We start from the raw sequence: 17,559 nt of genomic DNA, 5'->3' as shown, positions 1-17,559 counted from the left end.
TCGCCCGGGCAACGGCCGCCGGTCCGACCCCGAGGGACGTCAGGAGGCGCCCGGTGGTCCGAAGGTGGTCAGGAACCGGTCCCGGAAGGTGTCCATCCGCCAGACCGGCGCCTGCCGGTCCGGCCTGAGGCCCTCCTGCCAGCCCCACCCGGAGATCCTTTCCAGCACCGCCGGATCGTGCGCGACGACCGTGACCGGGACGTCCCGGCCGGCACCCGCACCGGTGATCATCGGCGAGGGCTGGTGGTCTCCGAGGAAGACCACCACCGTGTCGTCGTCGCCGTACTCCTGCACATAGGAGATGACGCTGGTCAGCGAGTACTCGATCGACCGGCGGTACTCGGTCCGCATCCTGGTCTGGTCGCTCCAGAGCGCGCTCTTCGACTGGCCCTGCCTCGCCATCGGCTCGAAGATCGCCCCGTCCCCGAGTTCGTCCCAGTCGACGAACCGGGGAATCGGCGTCCACGGCGCGTGACTCGACACGAGGGTGATCCCGGCCATCAGCGGGGGCCCGTCCGGCGTACCGTGTTCGTACCGCTCGAACGCCGCCAGGACGTACTGGTCCGGCATCGTGGCCCAGCTGAACCTCGGGCCCCGGTAGCCGAGCTGCCGCGAGTCGTAGATTTTCTCGTAGTCGTACAGCTCCCCCTCCGGCCAGGCCCGGGTCACCCCCGGCATGATGCCGACGGTCCGCCAGTTCGCCCGGCGGAAGGCACCGGTGAGGGTCAGCCGGTCCGAGGTGACGATGTTGCGGTAGCGCTCGTTGCTGTCGATCCAGAGCCCGGACAGCAGGGTGGAGTGGGCCAGCCAACTGCCGCTGCCCACCGTGGGCGAGGTGAGGAAGGCGCTGCGCGAGGCGAAGCCGGCGGCGGCCAGGCGCCGCGTACCGGCATCGAGGACCGCGCCGACCTGTGGGGCGAACCGCGGGTCCTCGATCGCGTCCCGTCCGTAGCTCTCCACGAAGACCAGCAGCACGTCCTTGCCGCGCAGGCCGGTCAGCAACCGGTCGCCGGGGACGTTCCGGAAGGCGTCCACACCGGCCTGCCGGGCGAACTCCTGCTGGCTCCGCAGGCCGTCGCGGATCTGGTGCGCGCGTCCGTGCGCCAGGCCGACCGTGTTGCGCGCCGCCACCGGTACGCCGGGCACGATCTGCACGCCGAGCACGGCACAGGCGAGCCAGGCTGCACCGAGCGCCAGCACGGTACGTCTCGCCGCGACGTCGTGCCTGGCCGCCAGTCGGGTCAGCCGGAGCACCGCCAGCGTCGTCAGCACGAGTACCGCGACGACGAGCAGTGCGGCCAGCACCGCCGCGCCGATCGCCCCGATCCGGCCGACCGAGTCGGTGAGGAACGAGATCGCGTCGTCCAGCAGGATCCAGTCGAGGACCGGGTCGAACTGCCGGGCGAGTACGGCGTAGAAGCCCATGTCCACGACCTTGAGCAGCATCAGCAGGCCGATGCCGACACCACCGAGCACGGCGGCCACCCGTCGCGCCCCCGGCCGCAGTGCCAGCACGAGCACGATGCCGAGGAGTGCCTCCACCGGGATGCGCGCGAGCGTGCCGAGGGTGAACTGGTCCGGCCGGTTCGGCGCGGTCAGGGCGAGCAGCACCAGCAGGGCAGCCAGGACCGTCGTCGCCCGCGTGCGGAGCCGGCGGAGGGCCGGACGCCGCACCCGGCCGGCCGGGGCATCCGTCGCATCACCAGCGGACGGGGTGTCGACACCCGACGGTGCGTCCGTCGCGTCACCAGCCGACGGGGTGTCACCACCCGAGGGTGCGTCCGTCGCGTCACCACCGGACGTGGTGTCGCCAGCGTCGTCGCCGGCCGGACCGTCGTCGCGGGCCGGGGTGGCGGTGGGATCGGCGGCGGCGGGCCGCGCGTCGGTTGGCTGGTCCTCGGGGTGCGCGTCCGGTGGCGGACCGTGCTTCCTGGCCGTCCGTTCCTGATCCGGCCCCAGTGGCGAACGCGTGAAGAGTGACAACCCGAGGATCCTCTCCTGGAGGCCGTACCGGCACGGCGGAACACGCCCACGACAGCGCGACCGCTCGTGAGCTAGAACGGGTTTTCCGGGCCGACGGTTCAAATCCGCTGCGGGCCCGCCGGAGGCCGGGCGGGCGGACCAGCCCCAACAACGTGCCCGAGCAGCCCGGCCGGCCGCCTTCGCCGGCGGTTGCGTGTTCCCGCAACAAATCACCTTGATGATCTTGCTGGGTCGGGACACCGATGCCGTCCTGTGTTTTCATCGCGACGTACCGATTCCCAGGGGGAGGGAGTTGTCCATGACGGGCAGGGGCACGGAAGCGCCGGCCGTCGGGCGGGCGGTGCCGATGCCGGTCGGCTGGGGCGTCTCCGCCGACGCCTACCGGTCGTCCCGGCACGCGACCGGGTTCGCCCGGCTCGGTGGCAGGTACCGCGAGGCGTCACGGCTGCCGCACAAGCTGACGATCTTCGGCAGTCGGGTCGCGCTGGTCGCCGTCGACCCGAACAACCTGCACCGAGGCACCTGGAAGATCGTCGAACCCGCGGCGGTCGAGTCGTTCGTCTCGCTGTTCGTCCGCCGCTGGACGGACGCGACGGATCCGCGCCGGAACGGAGTACCCGAGGTCGTGCTCACACCACGAGAGAAGGCACTCGTCGCGCTGCTCGCCGAGGGGCATACCGACACCAGCGCCGCCAGGGAACTCGGCATGTCCACCCGCTCGGTCACCTACGCGCTGCGGGCCCTGATGGACCGGCTCGGTGTGGAGAACCGCTTCCAGCTCGGCCTCGCCCTCGGCGCGATGCAGGCGGCGAGCCCGCCCAGGAACAGCCCGCCCGTCGAGGGAGAAGACCGATGAGACGCCTGACCGCGCTGCTGGTCGCCGCCGTTGCCAGCTCGCTCGCCGCCAGCACGCTCGCCACCGGCCCGGCCACGGCGGCCGACCCGCTGGTCTGGGAACGGATCGCCTGCACCTCCGGCAGCATCGGGACAGCGGCCCTGGACGAGACCAAGGAGGGCGACTTCCTCGCCCTCGCCGGCCGACTCGACTGCGTCCAGGAGAAGACCGGAGCCACCTTCGGGTACGCCGTCTACGAGCCGGGCTTCGCGCAGGGCCTCGTCTACATGTCGCACCTGCGGCCGTACGCGACCGTCGGGGCCAGCCCGTTCTCGGAGCGGAAGCGGCTGCCGTCGGGCACGGTGGACTTCGCCATCTGCGTGGTCACCGACTACCTGGTCCGGATCGAGTGCGTCCGGGTGGTGTGGGACCAGCTGGACCACCGGCTCGAAGTGCGCCCACTGGACCCAGAGGACCCGCTGGTCGCCCGGACGGTCCGGCTCGTCCCGCCGGACTGGGGGCCCCGGCCGGTCTGCGGGCACTGCTGGTAGCTGACAACGGTTTCCATCGATCGGGGGGTGGATGGTGAACGGTGTACTGGAGATCGGACTGCTCGGGCCGGTCCGGGTGCTCGTGGACGGCCGGCCGGTGAGCGTTGCCGCGCCTCGCCGGCAGGTGACGCTCGGCGCGCTCGCGCTCACTCCGGGGCGGAGCGTCAGCATCAGCGTGCTGGCCCGGTACCTGTGGGGCGAGGACGTTCCGGAGCTGGCCCGGCGGGCACTCTCGACGATCGTCACCCGGCTCCGGCACGACCTCGGCACGGACGTGATCGCCAGCGGCACCGGCGGCTACACCCTGGACCTGCCCCGGGACACCGTCGACGTGTACCGCTTCCGCGCTCTCGCCGGCGCCGCACGGTCGGCCCGACCGGCGGACGAGTTGCGGCTGCTCGACGCGGCACTCGCCTGCTGGCGGGGCAGGCCGCTGCAGGACGTCGCCTCCGAGTGGCTGGTCGCGGAGCACGCACCCGGGCTGACCGAGGAGTGGTACGCGGTGACCGAGCGCCGGATCGACCTGCTGCTCGCCGCCGGAGGGCACGGCGACCTGCTGCCCCAACTGCGTGACCTGACCGCCCGGGAACCGTTGCGGGAGTCGATGTGGGGACGGCTGATGGTGGCGCTCTACCGCGCCGGCCGGCAGGCGGAGGCGCTGGAGACCTACCAGTCGGTGCGGGAGGTGCTGGTGGACCAGCTCGGCGTCGGGCCCAGCGAGGAGCTGCGCAGCCTGCACCGGGCGGTGCTCACCAACGACCCGGCGATCGCCGCCCCGGTGACGGTCACCCGCCCGCTGCGACCGGTCCGCCGGGTACGCGACCGGGCACGGCTGCGCCCCCGGCGGTGACCCGGCCCCCGCACGGGTCACCGAGGTCCTCCGGCGGCGACGCGGGTGACAGCCGGCGCTGTGACACAACGGTGACACGACCCGTACCGGGTCCGCACCCGGGGGACCCATCCTGGCCTGGTGCATCCGCTACCACCGTCCCCGTTCGGGGCACCACCGTCCCCGTTCGGGGCACCGCCGTCCCCGTTCGGGGCACCACCGCGCCCGTTCGGGGCACCACCGCGCCCACCTGGCCGTTCCGGCGGTCCGCCTTCGGAGCGACCCGACGGGCCGACATCGGAACGACCCGACGGGCCGACATCGGAACGACCTGACGGTCCGCGACGATCCGACGGTCCGCCGCCGGGCCGTCGGCTGCGCGCTGCCGCGCTCGGGTGCCTGCTCGCGTTCGTGCTCACCGCGGTCGGCTTCGTCGGCACTCCCGCCGGGCAGCGGCTCGACGGGTGGCTGTTGCCCCGGGCCGAGCGCGGCGGCGGTTACGAGCAGCCGACCGACCTGGTCGAGCCCGCGCGTACCGTGCTGGCCTGGTTCGGGGACCCGGCCGTACTGGGTCTGCTGCTCGGCGGAGTACTGCTGCTGGGTGTGCTGGGCCGGCGGGCCTGGGCCGGGGCGGCCGGGGTCTGTCTGGTCGGCGCCGCCGTGACCGGTGCGGGACTCGGCAAGCAGCTGCTCCTCCGGCCGGACTTCGCCGTGCCGAGCTCGACGGCGCACAACAGCTTCCCCAGCGGCCACGTGGCAGCGGCGATGGCGCTGCTGCTCGCCGTCCTGCTCGTGCTGCCCGCCCCGGCCCGCTGGTGGTGCGCGGTTCCGGGAACGGCCGGGGTCTGCGTCGTCGCCGCGGCCACGATGATCGCGGGTTGGCACCGGTTCAGCGACGTACTCGGCGGCGTGCTGCTGGCGACGATGCTGTGCTGCCTGGTCGCCGCCGTGCTGGCCCGTCCCCGCCCGGATGCCGGCGCGGCTCCGGCCGCCGTTCCGCTCGGGTTGTTCGGCCTGCCCGGGCTGTTCGGGCTGCTCGGGCTGCTCGGCGGTGTGCCGCTGCTGGGGTTGCTGGTCGGGGAAGCAGCACTTTCCCGGGAACCCGGATCGGGCGGCGTCGGCGGCGGGCTCCCCGTCGTGATCACGGCTACCTGCGCCCTCGTCGTCATGATCGTCGCCGCCGTCCTGCTGCTGGCGCGGTCGACGGAATTCGGCGGCCCGGAACGGGTGCGGAACCGGACAACACGGCAGGACAGGGCCGATCGGTACCACAACTCATGATCGACTGGGCGACTTGGGATGGAATGCAATAGTTGGTGGCATGTCTCGGGTGCTGTTGATCGAGGACCATCAGACCGTGCGCGACGGCCTCCAACTGGCGCTGACCCGCCAGGGCCACGCCGTACACGCCGTGGCCAGCGGCGAGCAGGGGCTGGCCCGGCTGCGCACCGACGACGCCGACGTCGTCGTACTCGACCTCATGCTGCCCGGGATGGACGGCTTCGAGGTCTGCCGCCGGATCCGGGCCGGCGGTGATCTGCCGATCATCATGCTGACCGCCCGGAACGACGACATCGACGTGGTGGCCGGCCTGGAGGCCGGCGCCGACGACTACGTGGTCAAACCGGTCCAGCCCCGGGTGTTGGAAGCGCGGATCCGCGCGGTGCTGCGGCGGACCGGCGGCGAGTCCCGGCGGTCGGCCACCGAACCCACGGTCCGGCGGTACGGCGCGCTGACCGTCGACCGGGCGGCGCTGGTGGTCAGCAAGGCCGGCGTGCCGATCCCGCTCGCCCCGACCGAACTCCGGCTACTCCTCGAACTCTCCGGCACGCCGGGCCGGGTGCTGAGCCGGCAGCAACTGCTGGAGGCGGTCTGGGAGCACGGCTACCTCGGCGACTCGCGGCTGGTCGACGCCTGTGTGCAGCGGTTGCGGGCGAAGATAGAGGATGACCCGGCCGCACCGGTCTACGTGCAGACCGTCCGTGGCTTCGGCTACCGGTTCGGCCCGCTGTGACCCGCACCCGACAGGTGGTACGGCCAGGCCGGTGCGCCGGCCGGCCGACCGGGCCGACGTCCCTCTCCCGGCCGGATCGGCCACGCTGGACGGCCGGCCTACGGGTCCGGTTGCTGCTCGCCTTCGCCTCGCTCGGCCTGACCAGCACGGCGGTGGTGGCCGGGGCCAGCTACGTGCAGGCCCGGGACGTCATCCTGCGACAGGCCCAGGACGCGGCGGTCGTCACGTTGACCGAACAGATCGCCCAGCTCCCCCCGATCCGGAACCTGCCGCCGGGCCAGGCGGAACTGGACGCGATCGGAGCCGAGCTGTCCGACCGCGACGACACGGCGATCGCGGCCTACCAGGGTCGGAGTTCCCGGCACGACGAGGTGTCGGCGATGGTCCCGGCAGAGCTGCGGACGGCGGTACGCGACGGGCGGGTCGTCTGGCAGCGGCAGACCGAGCAGGGCCACCCGTACCTGGTGATCGGCACCCAACTGACTGTCGACCAGTCCGGGGGTACGCCGCGACCGTCCGGACTGGAGATCTACCGCCTGCACAGCCTGGTGGCCGAGCAGCGCAGCATCGACCGGCTCGCCACCTCGGCATGGCTGACCGGCGGGCTGTCGCTGGCCCTCGCCGTGCTGCTCGCGCTCCTCGCCGCCCGGGGCGTGCTGCGGCCGGTCCGGGAACTCGGCGAGGCGGCCCGGCGGCTCGGTGACGGCGACCTGACCACCCGGCTGGCCGTGACCGGCTCCGACGAGCTCGCCGGGGTCGCACGTACCTTCAACCACACCGCCGAGCGGCTGGAACGGCAGGTCGGCGAGTTGCGCCGGATGGAGGCGGATGCCCGGCGCTTCGTGGCCGACGTCTCGCACGAGCTGCGTACGCCGCTGGCCGCGATGACGGCCGTCGCCGACGTGCTGGCGGAGGAGGCGCCCCGGCTGCCCGGCGACGCCGGACAGGCCGCCCGGCTCGTCAGCCAGGAGACCCAGAGCCTGACCCGGCTGGTCGACGACCTGATCGAGGTGTCCAGGTTCGACAACGGCACGGCGGCGCTCGCCCTGGACGAGGTCGACGTGGCGGCGGCGGTACAGGCGACGCTGCGCGCCCGGGGCTGGACCGGGCAGGTGGTGACCGACGTGTCACCGGGCACGCGGGCCCGACTCGACCCCCGTCGGCTGGACGTGATCCTGGCGAACCTGGTCGGCAACGCGCTGCGGCACGGCGCTCCGCCCGTGACGGTACGGCTGCGCGGCGAGCCGGACTGGATCGTGCTGTCCGTCACCGACCGTGGGCCGGGCCTGGACCCGCTGGTGTCGCCACGCGTCTTCGACCGGTTCTACAAGGCGGACAGTGCCCGGAGCCGCTCCGAGGGCAGCGGTCTCGGCCTCGCCATCGCCCGGGAGAACGCCCGACTGCACCGGGCCGGTGCGCACCGGGGCAGCCTGCTGGCCATAAACGACCCGGCCGGCGGGGCGGTGTTCACCCTCCGCCTGCCGCGCCGCTGCACCGACCGGCCGCAGCCGTCCGACGGCCGACCCGCGTCCGACACCCGACCCGCGCCCCACGGGGGACGTCCGTGACCGGCATCCGGCGCCAGTCGCCCGCCGCCGGCGCCCGGCAGCACTCGACCACCGCCGGCACCCGGCAGCACTCGACCACCGCCGGCACCCGGCAGCACTCGACCACCGCCGGCACCCGGCAGCACTCGACCACCGCCGGCGCCCGGTGGCACTCGACCACCGCCGGCACCCGGCGGCGGTCGGCCGTCGCCGGCATCGCGCTGCTGGCGATCCTCGCCGGGTGCGGCGTACGGCCGACCGGCGTCATCACCGGCGGGCCCGCGCCGTCCGTGCCGGACCATGGGATCGGGCTCTTCTTCGTGGTGGAGCACCGGATCACGCTGCTGCTGCGACCGGCGACGCCGCCGGGAACGGTCGACGACGTGCTGGCGCTGCTGCTCGCCGGCCCGGACCGGACGGAACAGGAGCAGGGCTACCGCACCGAGATCCCCGCCGACACCGGGCTGGCCGCGGCCACCACCTCCGACCCCTCGGGCACGACGGTGCGGCTCGACACCGACGTGACCGCGTTGTCGGCCCCGGCGGTCGACCAGATCGTCTGCACGGTCCTGTACGCCCTCCCGGGCGCCGGGCCGGCGGACCGCACCGACCTGGTCATCCTGAGCGGCCCGGACGGGCGCCGGGCACCGCAGGGGAACCCGCCGGAGTGCCCGGGCGGGCTGGAGACCGCGCGGCCGGCAGGGCCGGGGGCATAGCCGCGTCCTCCCCCGCCCGGTGGCGCCCGCGGCGGCGACCGACCGGACGCGCCGCCGGCAGCTCGAACAGCCAGCCGGCCCGCAGCGCCAGGAGTCCCCGGTGCAGGGCCAGGGTGACGGCGAGCAGGGCCGCGGTGAGCAACACCGGATAGCCCAGCGCCACCGCCAGTTGCCCGGACCGGCCCAGCCCGGAGAGCGGGCCGAGCAGTACCCGGTCGGCGAGCGCCAGCAGCGGCAGGTGCATGACGTACACCGGCAGGGTCCGCCGGCCGAGGGCGGCGAGCGGGCCGCCGACGCGCCGCCACCGGGCCACCCGGGCGGCGGCGGTGAGGCCGAAGGCCACCGCCGCGACCGAGACCAGCAGCCACACCCCTGGCCAGGTCGCCGCGCCGGCCCAGGTCATGCCGACCAGCGCGGCCAGGTACCCGGCGGCGCCGAGCAGCAGGCGACGCCGGGTCGCCGTCGCCACCCAGCGGGACAGGTACGGCCGCAGGTGCAGGCCGCCGAGGAAGAACACCAGGTTCTGGTAGACCCCGCCCCGGTTGCCCGGCGTGGCGATCAGTCCGGCCGCGGCGGCGGCGGAGAGACCGGCCGAGACGGCGAGCAGCACCGGCGCGGGAATCCGCCGGGCGGCCTTGGCCACCGCGAAGTAGAGCGCGAGGGCGTAGAGGTACCAGAGGTTGGACGGGGTGACGGTGAGTTCGGCCACCAGGTCGCCGACCGAGTTGGCCCGGTCGGTCGGGAAATCCGGTGCGGCGGCGAGCAGCGCGGTGTGGATCGCCAGCCAACCGGCGTACAGGTAGAGGAAGCGGACGATCCGTGACCGGCCGACCTGCCGCCAGGGCCGGTCGAGGGCGTTCGCGGCGAAGAGCCCGGAGATGGCGAAGAAGAGCGGCATCCGCAGCGGCAGCAACTGTTCGCCCAGCATGCCCCACGCGCCCGGCAGCGGTATCCCGAGATGCCACTCGATCCGCAGGTAGTGCTTGACGATGACGTGCCAGAGCACCACGAGGACGATGCAGGCGCCCTTTGCGACGTCGGCCCAGCGCTCCCGGGACGCCGGAGTCGCCGGAGTCGCCGGCAGGGTGCCTGGTCGGGTCGTCGGGTACGGCTCGGAAGTCACCCGAGCGAAGGTGCCAGCGCGATGTCCGGAGGCGGTCCGGCTACCGTCACCGCCGGGTAACAACGCCCCGGCCCGCGAGACCGGGCCGGGGCGCTCGGGTCAGCGGGGCGTCTCGCCGAGGTCGCGGATGATCCGGTCCAGGATCTGGAAGGTCTCCTTGATCGGTGCGGCCTCGACGAAGAGCCGGTTCACCGCCTCGAAGTAGCGGTCGACGTCCTCCCGCTTGTCGAGGTAGAGCGCGCTTGTCAACTGTTCGATGTAGACGAGGTCGGCCAGCTCCTGCTGCGGGAAACGCAGGATGGTGAAGGCGCCACCGGCCGCGGCGTGCCCACCGGCGGCGAGCGGGATCACCTGGAGCTTGACGTTCGGCATCTTGGTGACGATGGTGATCAACGCTTCGAGCTGGTCCCGCATCACCTGCGCCCCGCCGACCGGGCGGCGCAACGCGGCCTCGTCCACCACCGCCCAGAGCAGGGGCGGATCCGGGCGGCTGAGCACCTGCTGCCGCTGGATGCGCAGGCTCACCCGGCGGGCGACCTCGTCGTCCCGGGCCGAGCCGTGGCCGAGGCGTACCACCGCGCGGGCGTAGTCCTCGGTCTGGAGCAGCCCCGGAACGAACTGGACCTCGTAGGTCCGGATCAGCGCCGCGGTCGCCTCCAGCCCCAGATAACGTTGGAACCAGTTCGGCGTGACATCGCTGTACGGATGCCACCAGCTCGACGTGTTGGCCTCGCGTACCCGCTCCAGCAGCGTCGCCCGCTCCCGCTCGTCGTGTACGCCGTAGAGGGACAGCAGGTCGAGTACGTCACGCTCCTTGAAGCCGACCCTGCCCAGCTCCATCCGGCTGATCTTCGACTCCGAGGCGCGGATAGGCTCGGCCGCTTCCGCCCTGGTCAGTCCCCGTTCTTCGCGCAGTCGTCGTAGTTGGGCTCCCACCAGGATCCGTACGGCCATCGGACCGTCACCGGCTCCGTCCTGCTGTCCTGATCCGCTCACCCCACACCTCCGGGTTGCTTCCCGACGACAAGCATGCCATTCGCTCTTGATCGGAGCTACCGCCCGGACACCCTCGGCGATGACCGCAGCGACGATCCCGGACCCGGGTCACGGGCGCGTCCAGGCGATCTTCCGCAGGCCACAGCCGCTGCGGGCCTGGGCAATCGCCGGCCACCGCCGTCGGACGACGCGATCAAAATTTGTCCGAGCAGGTGGCCGGCACCCGGCGGGCCGGTCACACACGGTTACACAGTAGGCACGATCTTGCCACCGGCGTGCGCGGACTCGACGAGTGCGACCGGGTAGCCGCGGTCGGGTCTCTCGACGAGGCACAGCACCGTGTCCGGGACGGCCGTGTCCCGGGGCTCCGGCGGTAGGCCAGAATGTCCGGCGTGGGGGTACCGGGCGCGCAGTTCCTGCGGATGGTGGCGAGGCTGGCCGAGGTCGAGCACGCCCAGGCGCGGGACTACACCTCGTTCAGCGTCCGGGGCGTCCGCTTCGGCTACCACTGGCCGCGCACCAGCACGGTCGGGCTGAAGCAGACGCTGTCGGAACAGGCGGCGCTGGTCGCCGAGCGGCCGGACGTCTTCGAGGTGCAGTTCACCGCCGGCGGCTTCGGCTGGGTCGTCGTGCACCTGCCCCGGATCGACCTCGACGAACTCGCCGAACTGGTCTACGAGGCGTGGTCCCTCTCCGCGCCGGAGGAACTCGTCGACGCGCACCCGCACGTCCCGACCCCGAGGTGATGGGCCCGGCCCGGGACCCGGATCAGGGTTCTGGCTGAACCGCCGCTCGGTGTCGACCATGCTCACCATCGTCCCCGGCCCAGGCGGCGCTCCGGGCGCTCCCGCCGCCCGGCGGCCCGGGCCGGGCCGCCCCGGTCGGCGGTCTTGTAGGTCACCACCGGCACCGTCGTGGCGGCCGGGGTGGCCAGCCCGTGCGCGACCAGGTCCGCGATCACCTGCTCGATCCGCTTGTACGCCGTCGGCGCCTCCTCGAAGAGCAGCTGCCGGTCCCCGCAGACCACGAGCGAGCCCACCGGGGTACGCCGCAGCTCCTCGACGGTGTGCTTCACCCGCCCCCGGCGCAGCGCGTCGGCCCGGGACATCTTCCGGCCGGCACCGTGCGCGACCGAGAAGTTGGCCCGCGGGCCGGCGTGCGCGGCCACCAGATAGGAGCAGGTGCCCCGGGTGCCGGCGATCAGCACGTCCCGGCCGTCGCCCGGGGCGGCACCCTTGCGGTGCAGGTACGTCCCGTCGCGGCACTCGACGAGGTTGTGGCACTCGTCGACGATCGGCTCGGCCGGGCCGGCGCCCAGCGCGTGCAGCACCCGGGCGGCCAGCAGCCGGCGGTTGAGCGATCCCCAGCGGACGGCTTCGTCGTGCCGCCGCAGGTAGTCGGCCGGATCGGCGGCCGGTCCGGCACCGTACCGCTCGGTGTGTTCCCGCAGGATCCGCTCGCCCAGCCCCCGGGAGCCGCTGTGCACGATCAGCACCAGGTCGTCGGCGGCGAGCCCGAGCCGGTCGGTGTGGCCCGGGTCGAGGACGGTGGAGATCCGGGCCAGTTCGACGAAGTGGTTGCCCCGGCCCACCGTCCCGAGCCCGTCGAGATGGCCGGCCGGGATCCCGCCGTCCAGCACGCCCCAGGCCGGGTCGTCGGCGTCCCGCTCCGGGTCCAGGGCGACGTCGAGGTCCGGGAAGCGGCGGGCGAGCTGCTCGGGTACGACCCGCTTCAGGTCGACCGGGAAGACCGCGATGCCGCAGCCGATGTCGGAGCCGACCAGGAACGGGTACAGCACGGTCGAGGTCATGGCGGCGCCGATCGGGGCGCCCTTGCCGGGGTGCAGGTCCGGCATGCCGGCGACCGAGACCATGCCGTCCAGGGCGGCCACCTGGTGACACTGGTCGACGGCGTCGGACTCGATCCAACTGCGGGCGGAGGCGAAGACGGTGACGGCGGCGGGCCCGGTGTCCGGAACGGACTCGGGCCGGGACGTCTGCTGCGACAAGGAGACTCACTCCTGGAGAGGGGGTACGGACTTCACGGCACTACGGCCCTGCCACCGGCGCGCGACGGCGCTGCTGCGGTGCGGGCTCGACTGGGGCGGAGCCGGTCAGTACGTCATGTCCGTAACCCTGCGGCAGCCCGGCGCGTACGGCAACCGAATTCCACCCGGCGCACCGGATGCGCCCCGTGCTGCCGCCGTCGCCCCGGCTCAGCTCGCCGCCGCCCGCGCCCCCTTCCACTCCTCGACCCCGGTGTACGGGACCGGGGCGGGCCGCTGCACGGTGCTGGTCAGCTCGATCCGCCGTCCCTCCTCGGCCGAGTGGAGCAGCGCGGTCATCACCTCGAGCACGTGCAGCGCGAACTCGCCACCGGCCCGTGGTGGACGCTGCGGATCGGCCCTGATCTGGTCGACCAGGCCCACCCCCCGGGAGGCGTCGGCGTAGCCCGCCCGAGCCGGCACCGGATCCCACCGTCCGTCCAGCGGCAGGATCCGCACCTGGCCGTCGAACCGGTTCGGGTCCGGCACGGCGAGGCTGGCGTCCTCGCCGTGCACCTCGATCGGCGCGGCCGTCGTCGCGACGCCGTCGAAACTCGTCGTGATGGTGGAGAGGGCACCGCCGGTGTGTTCGAGTACCCCGGAGACGTGGCTGTCCACCCGCACCGGGATCGGCTGGCCGCTGCGCGGACCGGTCCGGATGACCCGTTCGGTGCGCAGCCGGGCGGCGGCGCCGACCACCGCGCGTACCGGCCCGAGCAGGTGGACGAGGGCGGAGATGTAGTACGGCCCCATGTCCAGCAGTGGACCGCCGCCGGGGGCGTAGTAGAAGTCCGGGTCCGGATGCCAGCGCTCGTGCCCCGGGGTGACCATCACGGCCAGGGCGGAGAGCGGGCGCCCGAGAAGGCCCTCGTCGATCACCGCGCGGGCGGTCTGGATGCCGGTGCCCAGCACGGTGTCCGGCGCGCAGCCGAGGCGGACGCCGGCCGAGGTGGCCCGGTCGACGATCGAGCGGCCCTCCGGGAAGGTGACGCCGAGCGGCTTCTCGACGTACACGTTCCGGCCGGCGTCGATCGCGGCGAGCGAGATCTCGGCGTGCGCCGCCGGGATCGTCAGGTTCAGCACCGTCCGCACGTCGGGATGGTCGAGCAGCCGCTCGACGCTCACCGCCTCGGTGCCGGGCAGTTCGGCGGCGACCGCCGCCGACCGGGCGGGGTCGAGGTCGGCGACCGCGGCGATCCGCAGCTCGGGATGGTCGGCGAGCGTCTCCAGGTACGCCCGGGAGATGACCCCGAGACCTACTATGCCGACGCCGTGCGGGTCGCCCACAACATTCCCCTCTCGATGACGGTACGCACGTTCGGGTGCTCCAGCACGTCGAGGCTGTGTCCCGGGGTCGTCACGACGATCCGTCCGGCGCCCCAGAGCCGGGTCCAGATCGCCGGGCAGGTGACCGGCCGGTGCCACGGGTGCCACGGCTGGGTCGGGTGGGTGGTGGTGGCCAGTACGTCGTTCAGGTCGTCGTGCAACACCCAGTACTGCTCGGTGACCAGCTCGAAGTCCTCGATCCCGGCGGTGATCGGATGTTCCCGGCCCTGCTGGGTGATGTGCACCGTGTGCGGCAGGAAGTTGTCCTCCTCGCCGCCGTGCCGCTCGCACGGCTCCTTGCCCGGGTGGGTCGCGAACTGGCCGCCCACCAGGTGCAGATAGTCCGAGGAGGCCCGGAACGAGTCCGCGATGCCGCCGTGCCAGCCGGTGAAGCCGGTGCCCGCGACGACGGCGGCGGTGAGCCCTGCCAGCTGCTCACGGGTGATCTCCCACATCGTCACGCACTGCACGACGAGGTCGGTCGCGGCCAGCTCGGCGGCGTCGGCGTAGACCTCCGTCGACTCCTCGACCCGGACCGCGTAGCCGTTGCGTTCGAGGAACGGAATGAACAACTCCGTCGCCGGGACGGGCTGGTGTCCCTCCCAGCCGCCGCGAACCACAAGTGCCCTGCGCTGCGCCACGCTCACTCCCTCTTCCGTTGTCCGACCCGTCGCCGCGGGGCAGACCGGTACCGCCTTCGCGGCGGCGTGCCGCCGACGCCCGACCCTGTCGATCATTGAAACCGTAACCCGCCCGACTGCCGGAGGTCACGGTGGTCCAGGCCCTTTGTCGCGCTTCGGCAGTCGCGGCCCGGCAGTCGTGCTCCGGCGGCCGACCGACGGGTCGGCGGCCGGTGTCCCGGTCCGGAGCCGTCCGTGCTCAGGAGGCGTCCGTGGTCAGTCGGGTGGAGCGCAGGATACGCAGTGCGCGCGGGAAGTCGCGCAGCCGCCCGGCCATCAGGTCGAAGGCGTTGTCGACGGTACGCAGCGGCACGTTCCGGCTGGCCAGCACCTCACCGAGCCAGACGGCGAACTCGGCGAAGAGCGTGGCGTCGTCGACGTACACGGCGGCGGCGAGAGTGTCCACGATGTAGCCGAGGTCGGCGACGGTCGCGTCGAGCTGGGTCGGGGTGTACCGGGCGGTGTCCGGGATGCCGGCGACACAGAGGTCGATCAGCTCTACCCGGGCGGCGACCAGTCCGGCGTACTCGGTGTCGTCGACCTCGACGGTCGGGGCCGCGCCCCAGGCCGGCAGGGTGACCTCGGCGAGCGCGGTCGACGCGCCCCGGGCGTCGCGGACCCACGGTACGCCGAGTCGGGCCGCCCACCGGCCGTCCGAGCCGAACCCCCGGCCGCCGACCAGCACCGGTACGTCCGCGCGCCGGCACGCCTGGACGAACCGGGCGGCGTGCGGCAGCCGCATCGGCAGCGAGCAACCGATCGCCACCGCCCTGGGATCGTGCCGGTGCAGGTAGGAGACGAGGTGCGCGGCCGGGACGCTGGCGCCGAGGAAGGTCACGTCCCAGCCGTCCAGGCGGAGCACCTCGGCGACCAGCCGGGCCGGGAGCGCGTGCCATTCGCCGTCCATGCAGGCGACCACCACCCGGTCCCGGTGCGGCTGCCGGCGTACCGTCGCGGAGACCGCCGCGATCACCCGTTCGCTGACGTGGGTGGCGGCGTGTTCCTGGGCCACGCTCCACTCGTTGCGCTGCCACCACTCGCCGACCTGCGCCTGTGCCGGTGCGACGAGCGAGAGCAGCACGTCCTGCGGGTCGACACCGTCGGTGAGCAGATCCAGCGCCAGGTCGATCGCACCGTGCTCGTCGGCCTCGTCGAGGCAGCGCAGGTACGCCGGGTAGGCGTTCTCCAGCGGCCGACCGAGTACGGCGGTCACGGGACCACCCGCAGGTGCCGGGACGGCGTGCCGGGCGGTACCGCCCGGACGGCGAAGACCGCGATGTCGTCGTGGTTGCGCCCGCCGAGCCAGTCGCTGACCACCTGTTCGACCCGCTCCGCCAGGGCGGGTGCCGGCATCCGGTGGCAGCCGCGCAGCGCCTCGACCAGCCGGCTCATGCCGAACTGCTCGCCCCGGATCCCGCCGCGCGCCTCGGTCACACCGTCGCTGACCAGCAGGCAGGTCTCGCCCTGGCCGAGCTGCACCGGGAGCGAGGCGATCCGCGGGTCGGGGACCACGCCGACTAGCATGCCGCGCAGTTCGACGGTTTCGACAGTGCCGTCGGCGCGCAGCACCAGCGGTGGCAGGTGGCCGCCGCTGGCCAGGGTCAGCGAGAGACCGCCGGAGGGCGCGGGGTGGGCGCGGCCGAGCACCATTGTGGCGAACCGGCCGTTGCCGTGCGCCCGGCTGGTCTCCAGTACCGAGGCGTTGAGCAGCGACATCAGCCGCGCGGGGTCGGACTCGATCCGGCGCAGCGCCTGGATGCCCTGGCGGATCTGCCCGGTGAAGACCGCCGCGTCGACGCCCTTGCCGGAGACGTCGCCGAGGAAGAAGAGGGCGCCGCCGTCGGGCTGGGCGTGCGCGCCGTAGAAGTCGCCGCCGATCCGCAGCGAACTCTGCGCGGGCCGGTAGGCCGCACCCCACTGCACGCCCGACACGGGTGGCGGGTCCACCGGGGCGAGGCTCGCCTGGAGCGTGTCGGCGACCTCGGCCTGGTCGTGGTAGAGCACCGCCGCGTCGAGTGCCGCGCCGGCCCGCCCCGCGAAGCCGCGCAGCAGTTCGAGATCGTGACCGTCGGGCTCGGCACGGTCGCGTACCACCAGCAGGGCCCCGGTCGGTGCGACCCGGCCCGGTAACGGCAGCACCCGGACCGACACCGCCGCTGGGTCGCGGCCGCCGAGCCAGCCCACGTCGGCGAGCTGGTCGGCCAGCCAGTCGGCCTCGGACGGCTCGCCGCCCTGCCACGCCTCCTCGACGGCGGGCGGCAGTTGACCGGCGGTGAGCAGGCCGCCGTCGACCGTGTGCCGCTCGCCGTCGTCGGCCAGCACCGCCCGCCACCACCGGGCCCGGCCGCGGCGCGGCGTCAGCACCACGACCGCGACGTCACCGAGCCGGGGTACGGCCAGCCGGGCGGCGGCCCGGGCCGCCCGGTCCTCGTGCAGCGGGTTGCCCAGCAGTTGACTGGCGGTCTCCAGGAACCTGGCCCGCCCCCGCTCGGCCAGCAGCGCGTCGGAGCGGGCGACGGCGTCGGTCACGTCCTCGACGTAGAAGACGGTGCTCGCCATCCCGCCGATGCTGACGTTCACCTGTCGGCACCGCACCCGCCGATCGGTGAGGGTCTGCTCGCCGACGACCAGCGGCGGTACGCCACAGCCGGCGAACGTGCGGCCCAGCACGAGTCCGGGCAGCAGCGCGGCGGCGGGCTCGCTGATCCCGAGGACGACTCCGGAGGCGTCGCACACCACCACGCCCTCCCGGAAGTTGTCGACGACTTCGTCACCGAAAGTCGAAGGAGTCGACACGGAGGGTGGGGGCATCGGTTTCGCGCCCAACCCGTCCGGCGTCGCCCGGGAAACCTGGCGACCGCCCGACTCCCAACCGGCGAGATTGGCGGTGTTCACGTGGGTGGAGTGCTCCTGAC

Annotated in this window: 16 protein-coding genes; 8 read left to right on the top strand and 8 right to left on the bottom strand. The window is 73.5% G+C overall.

The genetic code is table 11. The features are described from left to right. Positions 1-39: 39 nt before the first annotated feature. Positions 40-1,983, bottom strand: a complete 1,944-nt coding sequence (locus tag ACN28A_RS26055; protein WP_421399091.1) for a sulfatase-like hydrolase/transferase — start codon at positions 1,981-1,983, stop codon at positions 40-42. Between the two features lie 298 nt (positions 1,984-2,281). Here ACN28A_RS26055 and ACN28A_RS26050 point away from each other — a divergent pair, with 298 nt between their 5' ends. The 7 genes from ACN28A_RS26050 to ACN28A_RS26020 all read left to right on the top strand — a co-directional run bounded on the left by ACN28A_RS26050 (position 2,282) and on the right by ACN28A_RS26020 (position 8,475). Next, a complete protein-coding gene (locus ACN28A_RS26050) occupies positions 2,282-2,839 on the top strand; it encodes a helix-turn-helix transcriptional regulator (protein ID WP_421399089.1) in 558 nt (185 codons plus the stop codon). Next, complete coding sequence (locus tag ACN28A_RS26045; protein WP_421399087.1) at positions 2,836-3,369, top strand: hypothetical protein; 534 nt, start codon at positions 2,836-2,838, stop codon at positions 3,367-3,369. Before ACN28A_RS26050 ends, ACN28A_RS26045 begins: the two co-directional genes overlap by 4 nt. A 31-nt stretch (positions 3,370-3,400) precedes the next feature. Then, positions 3,401-4,219: an AfsR/SARP family transcriptional regulator gene (locus tag ACN28A_RS26040; RefSeq protein ID WP_421399086.1), complete on the top strand. Its 819-nt coding sequence runs from the start codon at positions 3,401-3,403 to the stop codon at positions 4,217-4,219. A 390-nt stretch (positions 4,220-4,609) separates the two neighbouring features. Beyond that, a complete protein-coding gene (locus ACN28A_RS26035; RefSeq protein ID WP_421399084.1) occupies positions 4,610-5,479 on the top strand; it encodes a phosphatase PAP2 family protein in 870 nt (289 codons plus the stop codon). Between the two features lie 40 nt (positions 5,480-5,519). Then, entirely contained in the window at positions 5,520-6,212 is a 693-nt protein-coding gene (locus ACN28A_RS26030) for a response regulator (protein ID WP_421399082.1), read from the top strand. Then, complete coding sequence (locus tag ACN28A_RS26025; RefSeq protein WP_421399079.1) at positions 6,209-7,780, top strand: ATP-binding protein; 1,572 nt, start codon at positions 6,209-6,211, stop codon at positions 7,778-7,780. The genes ACN28A_RS26030 and ACN28A_RS26025 overlap by 4 nt, the downstream gene beginning before the upstream one ends. Beyond that, on the top strand, positions 7,777-8,475 hold the full coding sequence (locus ACN28A_RS26020; protein WP_421399078.1) for a GerMN domain-containing protein: 699 nt from the start codon (positions 7,777-7,779) through the stop codon (positions 8,473-8,475). The genes ACN28A_RS26025 and ACN28A_RS26020 overlap by 4 nt, the downstream gene beginning before the upstream one ends. On the opposite strand, the gene ACN28A_RS26015 is transcribed toward ACN28A_RS26020, so the two are convergent. Continuing rightward, positions 8,375-9,598, bottom strand: coding sequence for an acyltransferase family protein (locus tag ACN28A_RS26015; protein ID WP_421399076.1), 1,224 nt, complete (start codon positions 9,596-9,598; stop codon positions 8,375-8,377). The genes ACN28A_RS26020 and ACN28A_RS26015 overlap by 101 nt on opposite strands. A gap of 99 nt (positions 9,599-9,697) precedes the next feature. Beyond that, positions 9,698-10,552, bottom strand: coding sequence for a helix-turn-helix domain-containing protein (locus tag ACN28A_RS26010; protein ID WP_421399075.1), 855 nt, complete (start codon positions 10,550-10,552; stop codon positions 9,698-9,700). Positions 10,553-10,986: 434 nt separating this feature from the next. On the opposite strand from ACN28A_RS26010, the gene ACN28A_RS26005 reads away from it, so the two are divergent. Further along, a complete protein-coding gene (locus tag ACN28A_RS26005) occupies positions 10,987-11,340 on the top strand; it encodes an MmcQ/YjbR family DNA-binding protein (RefSeq protein WP_421399073.1) in 354 nt (117 codons plus the stop codon). A gap of 62 nt (positions 11,341-11,402) precedes the next feature. On the opposite strand, the gene ACN28A_RS26000 is transcribed toward ACN28A_RS26005, so the two are convergent. From ACN28A_RS26000 to ACN28A_RS25980, 5 genes are all read right to left on the bottom strand, one after another. Continuing rightward, positions 11,403-12,602 carry an RNA ligase RtcB family protein gene (locus tag ACN28A_RS26000; protein WP_421399071.1) on the bottom strand — a complete coding sequence of 400 codons (1,200 nt, stop codon included), beginning with the start codon at positions 12,600-12,602 and terminating at the stop codon, positions 11,403-11,405. 207 nt (positions 12,603-12,809) lie between these two features. Then, positions 12,810-13,925 (bottom strand): Gfo/Idh/MocA family protein, encoded by a 1,116-nt coding sequence (locus tag ACN28A_RS25995; RefSeq protein ID WP_421399068.1) that lies wholly within the window; start codon positions 13,923-13,925, stop codon positions 12,810-12,812. After that, positions 13,898-14,605 carry a ThuA domain-containing protein gene (locus ACN28A_RS25990; protein ID WP_421399066.1) on the bottom strand — a complete coding sequence of 236 codons (708 nt, stop codon included), beginning with the start codon at positions 14,603-14,605 and terminating at the stop codon, positions 13,898-13,900. Before ACN28A_RS25990 ends, ACN28A_RS25995 begins: the two co-directional genes overlap by 28 nt. A gap of 238 nt (positions 14,606-14,843) precedes the next feature. After that, complete coding sequence (locus ACN28A_RS25985; RefSeq protein WP_421399064.1) at positions 14,844-15,857, bottom strand: cobalamin B12-binding domain-containing protein; 1,014 nt, start codon at positions 15,855-15,857, stop codon at positions 14,844-14,846. Further along, positions 15,854-17,539, bottom strand: a complete 1,686-nt coding sequence (locus tag ACN28A_RS25980) for a PP2C family protein-serine/threonine phosphatase (RefSeq protein ID WP_421399061.1) — start codon at positions 17,537-17,539, stop codon at positions 15,854-15,856. Before ACN28A_RS25980 ends, ACN28A_RS25985 begins: the two co-directional genes overlap by 4 nt. Positions 17,540-17,559 lie beyond the last annotated feature (20 nt).

Source organism: Plantactinospora sp. WMMB782 (genome assembly GCF_049179135.1).
GTDB lineage: Bacteria > Actinomycetota > Actinomycetes > Mycobacteriales > Micromonosporaceae > Plantactinospora.
The sequence above is the reverse complement of the archived record's forward strand: the minus strand, read 5'-3'. Positions and strand labels throughout refer to the sequence as shown.